The organism is Synechococcus sp. L2F (assembly GCF_024345695.1).
GTDB lineage: Bacteria > Cyanobacteriota > Cyanobacteriia > PCC-6307 > Cyanobiaceae > MW101C3.
The window spans coordinates 194,076-209,645 of sequence record NZ_JAGQBP010000005.1; the positions used below are offsets into that span (position 1 = coordinate 194,076).

Sequence of the window (15,570 nt, forward strand, 5' to 3'; positions counted from 1 at the left end):
ATGGCGTCCCGCCACCCCGGCCCAGTGCCCCCCGCCGACGACCTGACCGCAGACCCCCGTCTGCAGATGGCCGCAGGGCTGTTCAACGCGGGTGAGTGGTACGCCTGCCACGACGTGTTCGAGGAGATCTGGCACGAAACCCAGGGGCCCGACCGAGCCGCGCTTCAGGGATTTCTGCAGATCGCTGTGGCCCACCTGCATCTGCAGCGCGGCAACCAGCGTGGAGCCACGCTGCTGCTGGGTGAAGGGCTGGGCCGGCTGGCACCGTTTCCGGCCGACGCCCTCGGCTTCAACCTCACCCTGCTGCGCGCCCGGGTGGCTGACCGGCTGAACTGTCTGCAACAGGGGAATGACCCAGGGGCCCTCCCCCTGCCAGTGTTGACGCCAGCTGCCTGACCCGCAGACCCCCTGCCGCGAAGCTCGCTCCCTGAGCCGGATGCGGGACTCCCACGCCCGCCCCCTTCCTGCCCCTGCCGGAACCATGCCTGAGATGCACCGACGCCGTCGCCCCCCCCTCGCTACCGCAGGGGCGGCACTAATGCTCGCGCTCTGGAGCCTCCATTCCCCCCTGGCGCGGGCGCTGCCGCTGGGGTCGCAGGTGCCCGAAGCGCCCCAGTTGCCGCGGCCGGCGGGCGCCGCACCGGGGGCCCCGATGCCCACCTCGACGTCAGCCCCTGAAGGAACGGTGCTCACGCCGCAGGCACCGATCACGCCCACCGGCCTGGTGACGATCGAATCGGACACGCAGCGCGCTGACAACAGCACCGGCATCGTGACCGCCACCGGCAACGTGAGGATTCTTTACCCCGATCGGCGCCTGGCCGCCACCGCCCGCCAGGCCCAGTACTTCACCCGGGAGGGGCGCATCGTGCTCACCGGCGATGTGGACGTGGTGCAGGAAGGCGGCAACCTGCTGCGCGCCGAACGGGTGGTCTACCTGGTGGACACCGAACGGGTGCTGGCCCAACCCACCGATGGCAAGCAGGTGTTCAGCCAGCTAAGGATCCAGCAGAACGCTCAGCCTGCTGGGCCAGCAGTGCCATGAGCCTTGTGTTGGAAGGGGTGGCCCTGAGCATCGGAGGCCGCCCTCTGGTCAAGGGGGTGACCCTCGCCCTGGAGCCCGGCGAAGTGGTCGGCCTGCTGGGCCCCAACGGCGCCGGCAAGACCACCACCTTCAACCTCGTCACCGGCTTGCTCAAACCGGATCGGGGCCGGGTCGTGCTCGATGGGAAGCGGGTGGAGCGGCTGGCCATGCCGGAGCGAGCCCGTCTGGGCATCGGCTACCTGCCCCAGGAGCCGAGCGTTTTCCGGCAGCTGAGCGTGCGCCAGAACCTGCAGCTCGCCCTGCAACAGAGCGGCGCTCCGGTAGCGGGGCGGCGGGAGCGCGTCGAGCAGTTGGTAGAGGAGTTCCACCTGACCAACTTTCAGCACCGCCGTGGCTTCCAGCTGTCTGGAGGAGAGCGGCGCCGCTGCGAAGTGGCGCGCGCCCTGGCGGTGGGCGAAGCGGGCCCGCGCTACCTGCTGCTGGATGAACCCTTCGCCGGCGTCGATCCGCTCGCCGTTGCCGACCTCCAGACCCTGATCGGCACCCTGCGGGATCGCAACATGGGTCTGCTGATCACCGATCACAACGTCCGGGAGACCCTCTCCATCACCGACCGCGCCTACATCCTCACGGAAGGCAGCCTGCTGGCCTCCGGGCCTTCGGCTGAGGTGGCCAGCAACCCGCTTGTGCGCCAGCACTACCTGGGGGAGGGCTTCCAGCTGTGACACTTGCTCATGAACCCGTGATGGCGCCCAAGCGGCTGCTGCGCCCCGTACTGCTGCTCTGGGAGCGCCTGCCGCTGATGGACCGTTGGCTGAGCGGTGAACTGCTCGGCCCGCTGCTGTTCGGCGTGGCGGCCTTCACCACGGTGTCCCTGTCGGTGGGGGTGGTGTTCGAGCTGGTGCGCCGGGTGGCGGAATCAGGCTTGCCGGTGACGGCGGCGATGCAGGTGCTGGGCCTGCGCCTGCCGGGATTCCTGGTGCTGTCGTTTCCGATGGCCACCTTGATGGCCACACTGCTGGCCTACAGCAGGCTGTCGGGCAACAGTGAGCTCACGGCTCTGCGCAGCATCGGCGTGAGCACCAGCCGCATGGTGATGCCGGCCCTGGGCGTGGCACTGCTGATGAGCCTGCTCACCTTCACGTTCAACGACCTGATCGTGCCCGCTGCCAACCTCCAGGCGGCCGACACACTCAACGAGGCCCTGGGCAGGTCGGTGGCCACGGAGAAGGGCAGCAACATCATTTACTCACGCTTCAGCCTGCGGCCCGCCAAGGATGATTCCGGCGCCGACCGCTACCTCTCTCAGCTCTTCTATGCGCGCAGATTCGAGAAAGGGGAGATGCAGGATGTGACGGTGCTCGATTTCACCCGCGAGAACGGCACCCAGATCCTGCAGGCCAAGCAGGGAATCTGGAATGCGGAGCAGGGCATGTGGGAATTCAGGGACGGCCAGGTGGTGCTGGTGGGAGGGGCGGAGGGCTCCACCACATCCGCCAGGTTCGACCGCTACCTCTATCCGCTCGATCAGGGGCCGCTGAAACTGGCTGCCCTGCCCAAGGATGCCGCCAGCATGTCCGTGGCCGAAGCCCTGCGCGCCGAGCAGTTGCTCAGAGAGGCCGGCGACCAGAAGGAGGCCCGCCGGATGCGGGTGCGCATTCAGGAGAAATTCGCCTTCCCCACCATCTGCCTGGTGTTCGGGCTGATCGGCAGCAGCCTGGGCGTGCGCCCGGATGCCCGCACCAGCCGCAGCCAGGGGTTCGGCATCAGCGTCCTGCTGATTTTCTCCTACTACCTGATGTCCTTCATCTTCAGTTCGCTGGGGGTGAAGGGCACCCTGGCCCCCTTCCTGGCAGCCTGGATGCCCGTGTTCATCGGTCTGGCGGGTGGCCTTGTGCTGCTCCGACAGGCCAGCCGCTGATCTCCCTGCCCGCCAGGCAGACTGACCCAACCGCTTCTGGGAATCGTGCTTTCTGTGACCGATCCGGTTCTGACCCTCGCCCTGATCGCCTTCGGCCTGCTGCTGGTCGCTCTGCCGCTGGCCTTCTGGAGTTTGAGCGGCGGCCGTTCGAGCACGGTGGTGCGCCTGCTGGTGGCCGGCGCCAACGTGAGCCTCACCGCCCAACTCACACTGCGCTGGTGGGAATCGGGACACTTCCCGATCAGCAATCTCTACGAATCGCTCTGCTTCCTGGCCTGGGCCTGCACGCTCACCCAGCTGCTGGTGGAGCGCTCCTGGGCTTCCCCGCTGGTGGCGGCGGCAGCGACACCAATGGGTCTTGGCTGTGTGGCCTTTGCCAGCTTCGCCCTGCCCGACCGCCTGCAGGCGGCCTCCCCACTGGTGCCGGCCCTCCGCTCCAGCTGGTTGGTGATGCATGTGAGCGTGATCATGGTGAGCTACGCCGCCTTGCTGGTGGGTTCACTCCTATCGGTGGCCGTGCTGTTCACCGAGCGGGGCCGCCAGCTGGAGCTGCGCAGCAGTTCGATCGGCAGCGGCGGCTTCCGCCGCGCCCAGCTGGCCGCGGTGCCGGGGGGCGGCGAGGCCAGCAGCGGCCAGGGCCTGGAGCTGAGCAGCGTGGCCATCGGCGTGAGCGAACAGCTCGACAGCCTCAGCTACCGCACGATCACGGTGGGCTTCCTGCTGCTCTCGGTCGGTCTGGTGAGCGGCGCCGTGTGGGCCAATGAGGCCTGGGGCAGCTGGTGGAGCTGGGACCCGAAGGAAACCTGGGCCCTGATCTGCTGGCTCGTCTATGCCGCCTATCTGCACACCCGGCTAAGCCGCGGCTGGCAGGGCAGGCGACCGGCCCTGGTGGCCTCTGCCGGGCTGGTGGTGATCGTCGTCTGCTACATCGGCGTGAACCTGCTGGGCATCGGCCTGCACAGCTACGGCTGGTTCCTCGGTGACTGAGTCTCAGCCTTTTCGGCGGCCAAGAACGCTCCCCCCAGCGCTCCTGCTGCCCCTGGTGCTGCTCGGCGGGTTGGTGGTTCGGCTGGCACTGGCCATGGTGCTGCCGCCCGGCTACGACGAGGCCTATTACCTCTTCTACGGCCGCCATCCGGCCCTGAGCTACTTCGACCATCCCGCCGCGGTGGGGCTATGGGCCTGGGTGGGAACCCGGCTCGGCGGTTCAATTCTGGCTCTGCGGCTGCCTTCCCTGCTGAGCTACACCCTTGCACTCGCCCTGCTAATCGGCGCGACCGAGCGCTGGTTCGGCCGGCGCGCGGCCCTGCTCAGCGCCGTGCTGGGCAGCGTCGCTCCGGTCCTGTTCCTCTGCGGCGGCCTGCTGTTGCTGCCGGACAGCCCCCTGGTGCTGGCCCTCGCGGCCCTGCTCTGGTGGCTGTCACGACACCCCCGGGTGGTGCCCGTTTCACCCCGGGAGGCGATCGTCCTCGGTGTTCTGCTGGGGTTGGTCACCCTTGGCAAGTACCAAGGCCTGCTGTTGTTGCTCTCCCTGCTGGCCTGGTGCCTGGCCAACGGGGAACGCCGGCGCCACTTCCGCAGCTTCTGGCCCGGCCTGGCCCTGCTGGTCTGGCTGCTGGTGTCGACGCCGCTTTGGCTCTGGAACCTCAACAACGGCTGGGTCACCTTCCTGTTCCAGGGTGGCCGGATCGGCGCAGGGGGGGGCTATGACCTGGCGGCCCCGCCCCTGTTTCTCCTCTCCCAACTGGTGCTGCTCTTCCCCACGATCGGGGTGGTGCTGCTGGTGGCGTTGCGGCCCCGATCCCGCCGTGATGGCGCCGCCGTTTACCGGCAGCTTCTGCGCTGGCTGGTGGTGCCGCAACTGGTGGTCTTCCTTTTGCTTGCTGGTCGCATGCAGGTGCTCTCCAGCTGGTTGGTGCCGGCCTGGTGGCTGCTGCTGCCGCTGGCAGGAGACTGGCTGGCCGGGCCCCACGATCGGCGGTGGCGGGGCTGGATCGTGGCGGGAGCCTGGGGCACGGCCCTGATCTTGCCAGCGCTGCTGCTCACCCTGGCCCTACAGGTGCGCTGGGGGGTGCTCGACGCCTGGTTGCCCCCGGGGCTCGACCCCTCGACCCAGTTGATGCCTGCAGACAGCCTGCGGAGGGACCTCCGCCGCAACCCCGTCGTCTGGAAGGCCCTGCAAGAAGCCAGCCTGATCGCCGGCAACCGCTACGACCTGCCGGGCTTTCTGGCTCTGGCGCTGGGATCGCAGCTGAATGCCGACTACACCACCTTCAACAACGATTCCAGGGGATTCGCCTGGTGGCAACCGCCCACTGGCTACCGGGGTGCCAGTGGGGTGCTGTTCGGCATCGTGGATCCCGGCAATCCCCTGGTGCGAGAAGCTTGGCTGCCTCAGCTGGGGAAGGTGGAGCCCCTGGGGACCGTTGAGATTCACCGCGCTGGCCGCCCGGCTTTGCAGTTGGAATTCAGCCGTTTTGGCCCCTTGCCCAGCCCCTGGCCCCGTCGTTACGGTCCCAATTCGGCACCGGAGAGGCTCCCGTAACGGCTTCCATACCGGCCCTCAATAAACGTCAGACCAGCACGGTCTCGGTCCGGCGGCTATGGCGAATAGCGGCGATCGCTTCGCAGTAATCAGGCGCGTTGAACACGGCCGAACCGGCCACGATCGCGTTGGCACCGGCTTCCACCACCTGCCAGGTGTTGTTGGCCTTGAGACCGCCATCCACTTCGATCCAGGGATCGAGGCCCCGTTCGTCGCACATACGTCGCAGGCGGCGTACCTTTTCCACGGCTGAGGGGATGAAGCTCTGGCCGCCGAAGCCGGGGTTCACGCTCATGATCAGCACCAGGTCACAGAGCTCGAGGCAGTACTCGAGGGTTTCCAGCGGTGTGCCGGGGTTGAGCACCGCACCGGCCTTCTTGCCCAGATCCTTGATCTGGCCGAGGTTGCGGTGGAGGTGAGGGCAGGCTTCCACCTGTACATAGATGTGATCGGCGCCCGCCTTGGCGAAATCGCCCACATAACGCTCGGGCTCCACGATCATCAGGTGCACATCGAGCGGTTTCTGCGTGACGGGGCGCAGGGCTTCGACGATCAGTGGGCCGATGGTGATGTTGGGGACGAAGCGTCCGTCCATCACATCCACATGGATCCAATCGGCCCCCGCCTCGTCAACGGCCCGCACTTCGTCGCCGAGACGGGCAAAATCTGCAGACAGGATCGACGGGGCGATCACCAGAGGCTTGGTGCTCATGGCTGGGGCCACCGGGGCAAGAGATCCACACCATTGTAGGAAGAGGCCGGTACCGGCCCCCCAGCCGCTGGCCGCCCCATGGGGCGCTGATACAGTCGCCACGGCCAGAGACCGAAACAAACCTGCTGCAGCTGGTCTGCCGGTTCTTGCTTCGGCACCGCCGCTCCCTCCCCCTGCCGGACTTTTGTGGATCGCACCCTCATTCAGGAACTGCTTGAAGTCGTCGAGCAGGCCGCCATCGCCTCTGCGCACCTGACCGGCCTCGGCAAGAAAGATGAAGCCGACGCTGCTGCCGTGGAGGCCATGCGCCTGCGGATGGGCAGCATCGCCATGCAGGGCCGGATCGTGATCGGCGAAGGGGAGCGCGACGAAGCCCCGATGCTCTACATCGGTGAGGAAGTGGGCAGCGGCACCGGTCCCGGCGTGGATTTCGCCGTCGACCCCTGCGAAGGCACCAACCTCTGCGCCAACGCCCAAGACGGCTCGATGGCCGTGCTGGCCGCTTCCGACCGCGGTGGCCTTTTCAATGCGCCCGACTTCTACATGAAGAAGCTGGCGGCACCGCCGGCCGCCAAAGGCAAGGTGGACATCCGCAAGAGCGCCACGGAAAACATCGCCATCCTCAGCGAGTGCCTCGGCCTGCCCGCCAATGAGCTAGTGATCGTGGTGATGGACCGCGCCCGCCACAAGGATCTGATTGCCGAGATCCGCGCCACCGGCGCCCGGGTGAAGCCCATCAGCGACGGTGACGTGCAGGCGGCCATCGCCTGTGGCTTCTCCGGCACCGGCACCCATTGCCTGATGGGCATCGGCGCTGCTCCGGAAGGGGTGATCTCCGCTGCAGCCCTGCGCTGCCTGGGTGGCCACTTCCAGGGTCAGCTCGTGTATGACCCCGCGGTCGCCCAGACCTCCGAGTGGGCCGATTACACCAAGGAAGGCAACATCGCTCGCCTCAATGAAATGGGCATCACCGACATCGACAAGGTGTACGAGGCCGAGGAGCTGGCCTCCGGCGAGAACGTGGTCTTCGCAGGCAGCGGCATCACCGATGGCCTGCTGTTCAAGGGCGTCAAGTTCGAGCGCGACTGCACCCGCACCAGCAGCCTGATCATTTCCTCGCTCGATTCCAGCGCCCGCTTCACGGACACCATCCACATCAAGCCCGGCGCTCAAAGCGTCGCGCTGCGCTGAGTCCCACCCCATGCACATCGCCGTCGTCGGGCTCAGCCATCGCACGGCTCCAGTCGAAATCCGGGAGCGCCTCAGCATCCCGGAGCAGACGATGGAGGAATCCCTCCAGATCCTGCGCGGCGATGCCCAGGTGCTCGAGGCCTCCATCCTCAGCACCTGCAACCGGCTTGAGATCTACACGCTGCTGCGCCATCCGGAGCAGGGCATCACGGCCGTTGGCTCCTTCCTGAGCCAGCACTCGGGCCTTGATTTCGGCGAACTCACCCCCCACCTCTTCACGTATCACCATGAAGAGGCGGTGGGTCATCTGCTGCGGGTGGCGGCAGGGCTCGACAGCCTAGTGCTTGGGGAAGGGCAGATCCTCTCCCAGGTGAAGAAGATGGTGCGGCTGGGCCAGGAGCATGGCTCGATCGGCCCGATCCTCAACCGGCTGCTCACCCAAGCGGTGAGCACCGGCAAGCGGGTACGTACCGAAACCAATCTCGGCACTGGCGCCGTGTCGATCAGCTCGGCGGCGGTGGAGCTGGCCCAGCTCAAGGTGGGCCAGAGCCGCGGCGTCGACGACCTCGTGTCGCTCGAGGGCGAGCAGGTGGCGGTGGTGGGAGCGGGGCGCATGTCCCGGTTGCTGCTGCAGCACCTGCAGGCCAAGGGCTGCCGCGCTCTGGTGCTGCTCAATCGCACCGTGTCACGGGCGGAGGCCCTGGCGGCTGATTTTCCCGAGCTGCCGGTGCAATGCCGGCCGCTCGAAGACCTGGACCATTGCCTCAGCACCTGCTCGCTGGTGTTCACCAGCACGGCAGCCGATGAGCCGATCATCGACGCCGCCCGGCTGCAGGGTCTCAACCGCCGCTCCTCGCTGAAGCTGATCGACATCGGCGTGCCCCGCAACATCAGCTCCGACGTCGCTGCCCTGGGTGGGGTGGAGGCCTTCGATGTGGACGATCTGCAGGAGGTGGTGGCCCGCAATCAGGAGGCCCGCCGTGAGATCGCCGCCGAAGCCGAAGGGCTGCTGCAGGAGGAAGCTCGCCAGTTCCTCGACTGGTGGGACGGCCTGGAAGCCGTGCCCACCCTCAACCGGCTCCGCCAGCAGCTGGAGCTGATCCGCGAACAGGAACTGCAGAAAGCGCTCAGCCGCATGGGCCCCGACCTTTCAGCGCGGGAGCGCAAGGTGGTGGAAGCCCTCACCAAAGGCATCGTCAACAAGATCCTGCACAGCCCGGTCACCCACCTGCGGGCGCCCCAGCCACGCCAGCAACGCCATCAATCCATGAAAGTGCTCCATGAACTTTTCGCGCTCGATGAGTCCAGCGGTGAGGGCTGAATTCCAGACCACCGACCGGGGGTCACGTGCTCCGGTACGGTGCTCGAATGCTGACAACAGCAGTCCTTGGGGGCAGTGATGAAGCGGGTTCTGGCGATCATCCTCGGCGGCGGAGCGGGCACCCGGCTCTACCCGCTCACAAAGATGCGGGCCAAGCCGGCGGTGCCGCTGGCCGGTAAATACCGGCTCATCGACATCCCGGTGAGCAACTGCATCAACTCCGGGGTCAACAAGATCTACGTGCTGACGCAGTTCAACAGCGCGTCGCTCAACCGCCACCTCACCCAGACCTACAACCTCTCCGCCGGCTTCGGGCAGGGGTTCGTGGAGGTGCTCGCGGCTCAGCAGACCCCTGACAGCCCCAGCTGGTTTGAAGGCACTGCGGACGCCGTGCGCAAATACCAGTGGCTGTTCCACGAATGGGACGTGGACCACTACCTGATTCTCTCCGGCGACCAGCTCTACCGGATGGATTACAGCAGCTTCGTGCGCCACCACATCGACACCGGCTCCGACCTGAGCGTGGCGGCGCTGCCGGTGGATGCAGCCCAGGCCGAGGGCTTCGGCCTGATGCGTACCGATCCCCAGGGGTGGATCCGCGAGTTCAGCGAGAAGCCGAAGGGCGCCGCCCTGGAAGCGATGGCGGTCGACACCTCCCGCCACGGCCTCTCGGCCGACGAGGCCCTCAAGCGCCCCTACCTGGCGTCGATGGGCATCTATGTGTTCAGCCGCGACACCCTGTTCGACCTGCTGGTGAGCAATCCCGAAGCCACCGACTTCGGCAAGGAGATCATCCCCACCTCCCTGGCGCGGGGCGACAAGCTCAGCAGCTTCGTCTTCAACGACTACTGGGAGGACATCGGCACGATCGGGGCGTTCTACGAGGCCAACCTGGCGCTCACCGACCAACCCAGCCCGGCCTTCTCCTTCTACGACGAGAAATTCCCCATCTACACACGGCCCCGTTACCTGCCCCCCAGCAAGTTGCTGGACACCCAGGTCACGCAGTCGATCATCGGTGAAGGCTCGCTGCTGCAGGCCTGCAGCATCCACCACTGCGTGCTCGGCGTGCGCTCGCGCATCGAGGCCGAAGTGGTGCTTCAGGACACCCTGGTGATGGGCGCCGACTACTTCGAATCGGCGGAAGAGCGGGCCGTGCTGCGCGAGCGGGGCGGCATCCCGCTGGGCGTGGGCAATGGCACCACCGTGCGGCGCTCGATCCTCGACAAGAACGTGCGCATCGGCCGCAACGTCACGATCGTGAACAAGGACCACATCGAGGAAGCCGACCGGCCGGAGCTGGGCTTTTACATCCGCAACGGCATCGTGGTGGTGGAGAAGAACGCCACCATCGCTGACGGCACCGTGATCTGAGCGGTTGCTGACACAGCCGCGCAGGCGGCGGCGTCGGGCGGGCCGCAGGGGCACACTGGCTCAGAAAGGTTTGCAGCCCAACCCACATGAGCAAAGCGCACTTCGGCCTGATCGGCCTGGGCGTGATGGGCGAAAACCTGGTCCTCAACGCTGAGCGCAACGGCTTCTCCAGCGTCGTCTACAACCGCACCTGGGCCAAGACGGAAGAGTTCCTCAACGGCCGCGGCGCCGGCCTTCAGATCATCGGCGCCCACTCCCTTGAGGAGTTCGTGGCCAGCCTGGAGCGCCCCCGCCGCATCCTGATGATGATCAAGGCGGGCCAGCCGATCGACGACACCATCGCCGCCATCTCCCCGTACCTGGAGGATGGCGATCTGCTGATCGACGGCGGCAACTCTCTCTACACCGACACCGAGCGGCGGGTGAAGGAGCTGGAGAGCAAGAGCTTCGGCTACATCGGCATGGGGGTGTCCGGTGGCGCCAAGGGCGCCCTAGAGGGGCCGAGCATGATGCCCGGCGGCACCAAGGCGGCCTACGACGCCATTGAGAGCCTGGTGACCAAGATGGCCGCCCAGGTGGAGGACGGCCCCTGCGTCACCTACATCGGCCCCGGTGGCGCCGGCCATTTCGTCAAGACGGTGCACAACGGCATCGAGTACGGGATCGAGCAGATCCTTGTGGAGGCCTACGACCTGATGAAGCGCGGCGCCGGCCTCGATGGCATCGCCATGGCCGATGTGTTCGACGGCTGGAACCAGCTGGAGGAGCTCTCCTCCTATCTGGTGGAGATCACCGAGGTGTGCCTGCGCACCCGCGATCCCGAGGATGGCGGCGACCTGGTCGAAAAGATCCTCGACGTGGCCGGCCAGAAAGGCACCGGCCTCTGGACCGTGATCAGCGCGCTGGAAATGGGAGTGCCCGTGCCCACCATCTACGCCTCCCTGAACGGGCGGGTGATGAGCTCGATGAAATCCGAGCGGGTGGCCGCTGAATCGGTGCTGCCGGGTCCGGCGCCCCACCCCGTGCAGCTCGGCGAGCCCACCGAAGGCCTGCCGCCGCTGCGCGATGCGGTGATCCTTGCCTGCATCGCCAGCTACGCCCAAGGCATGGCCCTGCTGGTGGAAGCCTCCAAGCTGCACGACTACAACCTCCACCTGTCCGCGATCGCCCAGATCTGGAAGGGGGGCTGCATCATCCGCGCCCGCCTGCTGCAGCGCATCCAGGACGCCTACGACGCCAATCCGGGTCTGGCGAACCTGATGGTGGACCCCTGGTTCGCCGAACAGATCAACCGCCGGCTGCCCGGCCTGCGCCAGGTGGTGGCAGATGCGGCCCAGGCCGGCATTCCCGTGCCCTGCCTGAGCAGCACGCTCGATTACATCGACAGCTACCGCACCGCCCGCCTGCCCCAGAACCTGCTGCAGGCCATGCGCGATTGCTTCGGCGCCCACACCTATCAACGGGTGGACCGCGACGGTGCCTTCCACACCGAGTGGCTCTGATGGAGCACACCCCATCGCCCACCTATCAGCTGAAGGTGGTAGCCGGGGGGCAGGAGCAGCTGGCCGAGTGCGCCGCCACCACGATCGCCACTGCCATCGACCTGGGGCTGGCGGAGCGGGAGCGGGCCCAGATCGCCCTCGCCGGTGGCACCACCCCGGAGGCCGCCTATCGCCATCTCGGCGCGGCCCATCTGCCCTGGAACCGGGTGGACGTGCTGCTCGGGGATGAGCGCTGGGTGCCGGCCGACGACCCCTCCAGCAATGCGCTGCTGCTGAGCCGCTCCCTGCTGGCCGCCGGCCCCGGCCGGGAGGCCTGCTTTCATCCCGTCCCCACCGATCAGGACACGCCGGAAGCCAGCGCCGCCGCCTTCGCGGCCATGCTGGCTCGCCTCTGCGCCGGCGATCCGCCTGTGCTGGATGTGGTGCTGCTGGGTCTGGGGGAAGACGGCCACACCGCCTCGCTGTTTCCAGGCACGGCGGCCACCACGGTGGTGGATCGCCCGGTGACGATCAGCGAGGGCAAGGGCCTGCCCCGCGTGACCCTCACCGCACCGGTGCTGAGTGCCGCGCGCCAGGTGGTGTTTCTGGTGAGCGGGGCAGGCAAGCGCCAGGCCCTGCAACGCCTGCTTGATCCGAACGAGCCGGCCGTGCGCACCCCGGCCCGGCTGGTGAAGCCCCTCACTCCGGTGCTGATCCTCGCCGATCCCGCCGCTGCGGCAGGCTTGGAGCCTTGATGGAGCCGGCTGGCATGGTGGCACCGCTGGTGGTGGTGAGCGGCGACGGGTTCAGCGGCTGGCTGGCCCTGAACGACACGATCATGGGAGGACGCAGCAGCGGCGTCTGCCGCATCGGCCCGGAGGGGCTGGTGCTGGAGGCCGATGTGGTGGAGCAGGGCGGTGGCTTCGTGAGTTGCCGCTCGCCGCTGTTCTCCCCGCCGCTGAACCTGGGCGACTACCGCGCCCTGCAGCTGGAGTTGCGTGGCGACGGCCGCCGCTACAAGCTGGCCGTGGCCTGCGCAGATGGCGTCGCCGGGCTCACCGAGCTGATCCCCGGCGGGCTGCGCTGGGTGGCGGAGTTCGACACCAGCGTCAGCGCGCCTGACCAGCCGCCCCAACGGGTGGAGATTCCCTTCGCTCAGCTGCGGCCCTCGGTGCGGGCCCGCCCGCTGAACCTGCCGCTGCGCTTCGATCCCGGCCGGGTCACGCGGCTGCAGGTGCTGCATTCCAAGTTCGGCGACGACGGCCAGCTGAACGCAGGCTTCCGGGCCGGCCCGCTGCAGTTGTCTCTGGTGGCGGTGCGAGCGGTGCCGTGAGCGCCGCCGATGAGCTCAGCCGGCGGATCGCCGCCGCGGCCGATCTCTGCCTCAAACCGCACCGCCATGCGGTGGTGGGAGCCATGGACAGCGGGGCCTCCGGCTGTGAAGGCTCCGCCAGCGAAAGCTCGGGCGGGCCTGGCGACTGCTGCCTGCGCCTGCAGCCACGGGGGATCGACGGGGAGCGGCTGCCGCAGCAGGACATCGAGCTGGAGCTCTACCGCAGCGGCAACGACCTCCACATGATGCTCAGCTGGCCGGAGCAACCGGAGCAACCGATGCTCTGGCACGGCCAGCACCCCGTCTGGATGGATGGGGAGACGGGGCTGCGCACCGAGCGGCCGCCGGCCGGTGCCCCGCTGGAAGCCCTGGCCCGGCGTCTGCGCGCCTTGCTCAGCCTCCCCTCCGATGCACACGGAGAGGACCCTGCACAGGCTGCAGGCCCTGCGGGCGAGCCCCCCTGGCAGGCCTAGACCGGATCGGTGACGGCCCCCAGACTGCTGCTGCTCACCAGGCGGGCGTACTTGCCCAGCACGCCGGTGCGGTAGCGGGGGGCGGGGGCCACCCAGGCAGCGCGCCGGCGCTCCAGCTCGGCCGCGTCAACGTTCAGCTGAATCAGCAGCTGGTGGGCGTCCACGGTGATGCTGTCGCCTTCTTCCACCAGCGCGATGGTGCCGCCCACGGCTGCCTCCGGTGCCACGTGTCCCACGACCATGCCGTAGGAGCCACCACTGAAGCGGCCATCGGTGATCAACGCCACCGATTCGCCCAGCCCCTGGCCCACGATCGCGGCGGTGGGGGAGAGCATCTCGCGCATGCCGGGGCCACCCACGGGACCCTCGTAACGCACCACCACCACATCGCCGGCCCCCACAGCTCCGGCCAGGATCGCCTCCAGGGCACTTTCCTCGCTCTCGAACACGCGGGCCGGGCCGGTGATCACGGGGGTCTTGACGCCGCTGATCTTGGCCACCGCCCCCTCTTCCGCCAGGTTGCCCTTGAGGATGGCCAGGTGCCCCTTGGCATAGAGCGGATTGGAGAGCGGCCGGATCACGTCCTGACCGGCCGGGGGCTCGCTGGGCACATCGGCAAGCACCTCACGCAGGGTGCGACCCTCGATCGTGCCGCAGTCGCCGTGCAGCAGGCCCGCATCGAGCAGCAGCTTCATCACCTGCGGGATGCCGCCGGCCCGGTGCAGATCCACCGTCACGTAGCGGCCGCTGGGCTTGAGGTCACAGATCACCGGCACCCGCTGGCGGATGGTTTCGAAATCGTCGATGGTGAGCGGCACCTCGGCGGTGCGGGCGATCGCCAGCAGGTGCAGCACCGAGTTGGTGGAGCCGCCGACGGCCATGATCACGCTGATCGCGTTTTCGATCGCCTCGCGGGTGATCAGGTCGCGGGGGCGGATGTTCGCCTCGATGGCACGCACCAGCACCTCCGCCGAACGGGCGGCGCTCTCCGCCTTCTCCGGATCTTCCGCCGCCATGGTGGAACTGCCCGGCAGGCTGAGCCCCATCGCTTCGAAGGCCGAGCTCATCGTGTTGGCGGTGAACATGCCGCCGCAGCTGCCGGCACCGGGGCAGGCGTTCTTCTCGATCGCCAGCAGCTCCGCCTCATCGATGCGACCCCCCGAAAACTGACCCACCGCCTCGAAGGCGCTCACCACGGTGAGATCACAGGGACCAAGCCGGCCGGGCTTGATCGTGCCGCCATAGACGAAGATCGCCGGGATGTTCATGCGGGCCATGGCGAGCATGGCGCCGGGCATGTTCTTGTCGCAGCCGCCGATCGCCAGCAGGCCGTCCATGCTCTGGGCGTTGCAGGCGGTTTCGATCGAATCGGCGATCACCTCCCGCGACACGAGCGAATACTTCATTCCCTCGGTGCCCATCGAGATGCCGTCGCTGACGGTGATGGTGCCGAACATCTGGGGCATGGCACCGGCGCTGTGGGCGGACTGCTCAGCGCGCCGGGCCAGGTCGTTCAGGCCGATGTTGCAGGGCGTGATCGTGCTGTAGCCGTTGGCGATGCCGATGATCGGCTTGTCGAAGTCGCCGTCGCCGAAGCCCACCGCCCGCAACATGGCGCGGTTGGGGGAACGCTGGACACCTGCGGTGATGGCGGCGGAGCGGAGCATGGAAGGCAGGGGAACACCGGAGATCAACCTACCGATCCGCAGGAAAAGCCTCCGCGTCAGGAGAGTCCGCAGAACACAGCGTGCGGCGGGAAGGGTTCCAAGCCGGAGGAGCCGTGAGGCGGGCCTTTGGCTTGCGCCTGGGCTGAAGGCTGTTGGGCCAGCGGGGGGATCAGTTGTCCGGGGTTAGGCACTCCAGCTGGCGGCGCACATCCTCGATGGCCTGGTTGAGCTCCTGAACCTTGTGCTGCAGCTCCTTTTCGAGCAGCGGGCGACGGATGTAGCCCTCTCCCTCGCTGGGGCCATCCTGAAAGCGCGACAGGGTGAGGCGACGGCGCTGGCGCTCGGCCAGCCGGCGGCGCTCAGCGGCGTCGAGCAGCCACCAGGCCAGCCCGGCCGCTCCCACCACGGCCCCGGCGATAGCGCTGGCCAGGATGGTGCTGCCGCCGCGCGTTGACCCGTTGTGTCCTGCCATCAGGTGGCTCCGATCCAAAAGCCCAGTGACACAGC

At 67.8% G+C, this 15,570-nt stretch carries 16 protein-coding genes; 13 read left to right on the forward strand and 3 right to left on the reverse strand.

The window, feature by feature from the left end:
* The 6 genes from KBZ19_RS13410 (at window position 1) to KBZ19_RS13435 (ending at window position 5,511) form a co-directional block, all read left to right on the forward strand.
* Window positions 1–396, forward strand: a complete 396-nt coding sequence (locus tag KBZ19_RS13410) for a DUF309 domain-containing protein (protein ID WP_255101281.1) — start codon at window positions 1–3, stop codon at window positions 394–396.
* Window positions 397–481: 85 nt separating this feature from the next.
* Window positions 482–1,045: an LptA/OstA family protein gene (locus tag KBZ19_RS13415; protein ID WP_255101282.1), complete on the forward strand. Its 564-nt coding sequence runs from the start codon at window positions 482–484 to the stop codon at window positions 1,043–1,045.
* Window positions 1,042–1,770, forward strand: a complete 729-nt coding sequence (lptB, locus tag KBZ19_RS13420) for an LPS export ABC transporter ATP-binding protein (RefSeq protein WP_094513108.1) — start codon at window positions 1,042–1,044, stop codon at window positions 1,768–1,770. Before KBZ19_RS13415 ends, lptB begins: the two co-directional genes overlap by 4 nt.
* Window positions 1,771–1,790: 20 nt before the next feature.
* The gene (locus KBZ19_RS13425) at window positions 1,791–2,966 is read left to right on the forward strand and encodes an LptF/LptG family permease (RefSeq protein ID WP_094513107.1); all 1,176 of its coding nucleotides are present in this window, start codon (window positions 1,791–1,793) and stop codon (window positions 2,964–2,966) included.
* Window positions 2,967–3,020: 54 nt separating this feature from the next.
* On the forward strand, window positions 3,021–3,953 hold the full coding sequence (gene ccsB, locus KBZ19_RS13430; RefSeq protein WP_094513106.1) for a c-type cytochrome biogenesis protein CcsB: 933 nt from the start codon (window positions 3,021–3,023) through the stop codon (window positions 3,951–3,953).
* 55 nt (window positions 3,954–4,008) lie between these two features.
* The gene (locus tag KBZ19_RS13435) at window positions 4,009–5,511 is read left to right on the forward strand and encodes a glycosyltransferase family 39 protein (protein ID WP_255101283.1); all 1,503 of its coding nucleotides are present in this window, start codon (window positions 4,009–4,011) and stop codon (window positions 5,509–5,511) included.
* Window positions 5,512–5,539: 28 nt separating this feature from the next.
* Here KBZ19_RS13435 and rpe read toward each other — a convergent pair whose 3' ends face one another.
* Complete coding sequence (gene rpe / locus KBZ19_RS13440; RefSeq protein ID WP_255101284.1) at window positions 5,540–6,223, reverse strand: ribulose-phosphate 3-epimerase; 684 nt, start codon at window positions 6,221–6,223, stop codon at window positions 5,540–5,542.
* Window positions 6,224–6,409: 186 nt separating this feature from the next.
* On the opposite strand from rpe, the gene glpX reads away from it, so the two are divergent.
* The 7 genes from glpX (at window position 6,410) to KBZ19_RS13475 (ending at window position 13,396) form a co-directional block, all read left to right on the forward strand.
* Window positions 6,410–7,414 carry a class II fructose-bisphosphatase gene (glpX, locus tag KBZ19_RS13445; RefSeq protein WP_094513103.1) on the forward strand — a complete coding sequence of 335 codons (1,005 nt, stop codon included), beginning with the start codon at window positions 6,410–6,412 and terminating at the stop codon, window positions 7,412–7,414.
* 10 nt (window positions 7,415–7,424) lie between these two features.
* On the forward strand, window positions 7,425–8,735 hold the full coding sequence (locus KBZ19_RS13450; protein ID WP_094513102.1) for a glutamyl-tRNA reductase: 1,311 nt from the start codon (window positions 7,425–7,427) through the stop codon (window positions 8,733–8,735).
* Between the two features lie 78 nt (window positions 8,736–8,813).
* Window positions 8,814–10,109, forward strand: a complete 1,296-nt coding sequence (locus KBZ19_RS13455; protein WP_255101285.1) for a glucose-1-phosphate adenylyltransferase — start codon at window positions 8,814–8,816, stop codon at window positions 10,107–10,109.
* Between the two features lie 86 nt (window positions 10,110–10,195).
* Window positions 10,196–11,611 (forward strand): NADP-dependent phosphogluconate dehydrogenase, encoded by a 1,416-nt coding sequence (gndA, locus tag KBZ19_RS13460; protein ID WP_255101286.1) that lies wholly within the window; start codon window positions 10,196–10,198, stop codon window positions 11,609–11,611.
* Window positions 11,611–12,345: a 6-phosphogluconolactonase gene (gene pgl / locus KBZ19_RS13465; protein WP_255101287.1), complete on the forward strand. Its 735-nt coding sequence runs from the start codon at window positions 11,611–11,613 to the stop codon at window positions 12,343–12,345. Before gndA ends, pgl begins: the two co-directional genes overlap by 1 nt.
* A complete protein-coding gene (locus tag KBZ19_RS13470) occupies window positions 12,345–12,923 on the forward strand; it encodes a CIA30 family protein (protein WP_255101321.1) in 579 nt (192 codons plus the stop codon). The genes pgl and KBZ19_RS13470 overlap by 1 nt, the downstream gene beginning before the upstream one ends.
* Window positions 12,920–13,396, forward strand: coding sequence for a hypothetical protein (locus KBZ19_RS13475; protein WP_255101288.1), 477 nt, complete (start codon window positions 12,920–12,922; stop codon window positions 13,394–13,396). Before KBZ19_RS13470 ends, KBZ19_RS13475 begins: the two co-directional genes overlap by 4 nt.
* Here KBZ19_RS13475 and ilvD read toward each other — a convergent pair.
* Together ilvD and KBZ19_RS13485 are read right to left on the reverse strand one after the other, a co-directional pair.
* Window positions 13,393–15,063 carry a dihydroxy-acid dehydratase gene (ilvD, locus tag KBZ19_RS13480; protein WP_094513096.1) on the reverse strand — a complete coding sequence of 557 codons (1,671 nt, stop codon included), beginning with the start codon at window positions 15,061–15,063 and terminating at the stop codon, window positions 13,393–13,395. The two genes, KBZ19_RS13475 and ilvD, sit on opposite strands and share 4 nt — an antisense overlap.
* 169 nt (window positions 15,064–15,232) lie before the next feature.
* Entirely contained in the window at window positions 15,233–15,535 is a 303-nt protein-coding gene (locus tag KBZ19_RS13485; protein WP_094513448.1) for a hypothetical protein, read from the reverse strand.
* Window positions 15,536–15,570 lie beyond the last annotated feature (35 nt).

Coding starts and splice junctions, on each gene's coding strand:
- KBZ19_RS13410 (WP_255101281.1), top strand. CDS start 1: ATGGCGTCCCGCCACCCCGGCCCAGTGCCCCCCGCCGACGACCTGACC.
- KBZ19_RS13415 (WP_255101282.1), top strand. CDS start 482: ATGCCTGAGATGCACCGACGCCGTCGCCCCCCCCTCGCTACCGCAGGG.
- lptB (WP_094513108.1), top strand. CDS start 1,042: ATGAGCCTTGTGTTGGAAGGGGTGGCCCTGAGCATCGGAGGCCGCCCT.
- KBZ19_RS13425 (WP_094513107.1), top strand. CDS start 1,791: ATGGCGCCCAAGCGGCTGCTGCGCCCCGTACTGCTGCTCTGGGAGCGC.
- rpe (WP_255101284.1), bottom strand. CDS start 6,223: ATGAGCACCAAGCCTCTGGTGATCGCCCCGTCGATCCTGTCTGCAGAT.
- KBZ19_RS13450 (WP_094513102.1), top strand. CDS start 7,425: ATGCACATCGCCGTCGTCGGGCTCAGCCATCGCACGGCTCCAGTCGAA.
- KBZ19_RS13455 (WP_255101285.1), top strand. CDS start 8,814: ATGAAGCGGGTTCTGGCGATCATCCTCGGCGGCGGAGCGGGCACCCGG.
- gndA (WP_255101286.1), top strand. CDS start 10,196: ATGAGCAAAGCGCACTTCGGCCTGATCGGCCTGGGCGTGATGGGCGAA.
- pgl (WP_255101287.1), top strand. CDS start 11,611: ATGGAGCACACCCCATCGCCCACCTATCAGCTGAAGGTGGTAGCCGGG.
- KBZ19_RS13470 (WP_255101321.1), top strand. CDS start 12,345: ATGGAGCCGGCTGGCATGGTGGCACCGCTGGTGGTGGTGAGCGGCGAC.
- ilvD (WP_094513096.1), bottom strand. CDS start 15,063: ATGCTCCGCTCCGCCGCCATCACCGCAGGTGTCCAGCGTTCCCCCAAC.
- KBZ19_RS13485 (WP_094513448.1), bottom strand. CDS start 15,535: ATGGCAGGACACAACGGGTCAACGCGCGGCGGCAGCACCATCCTGGCC.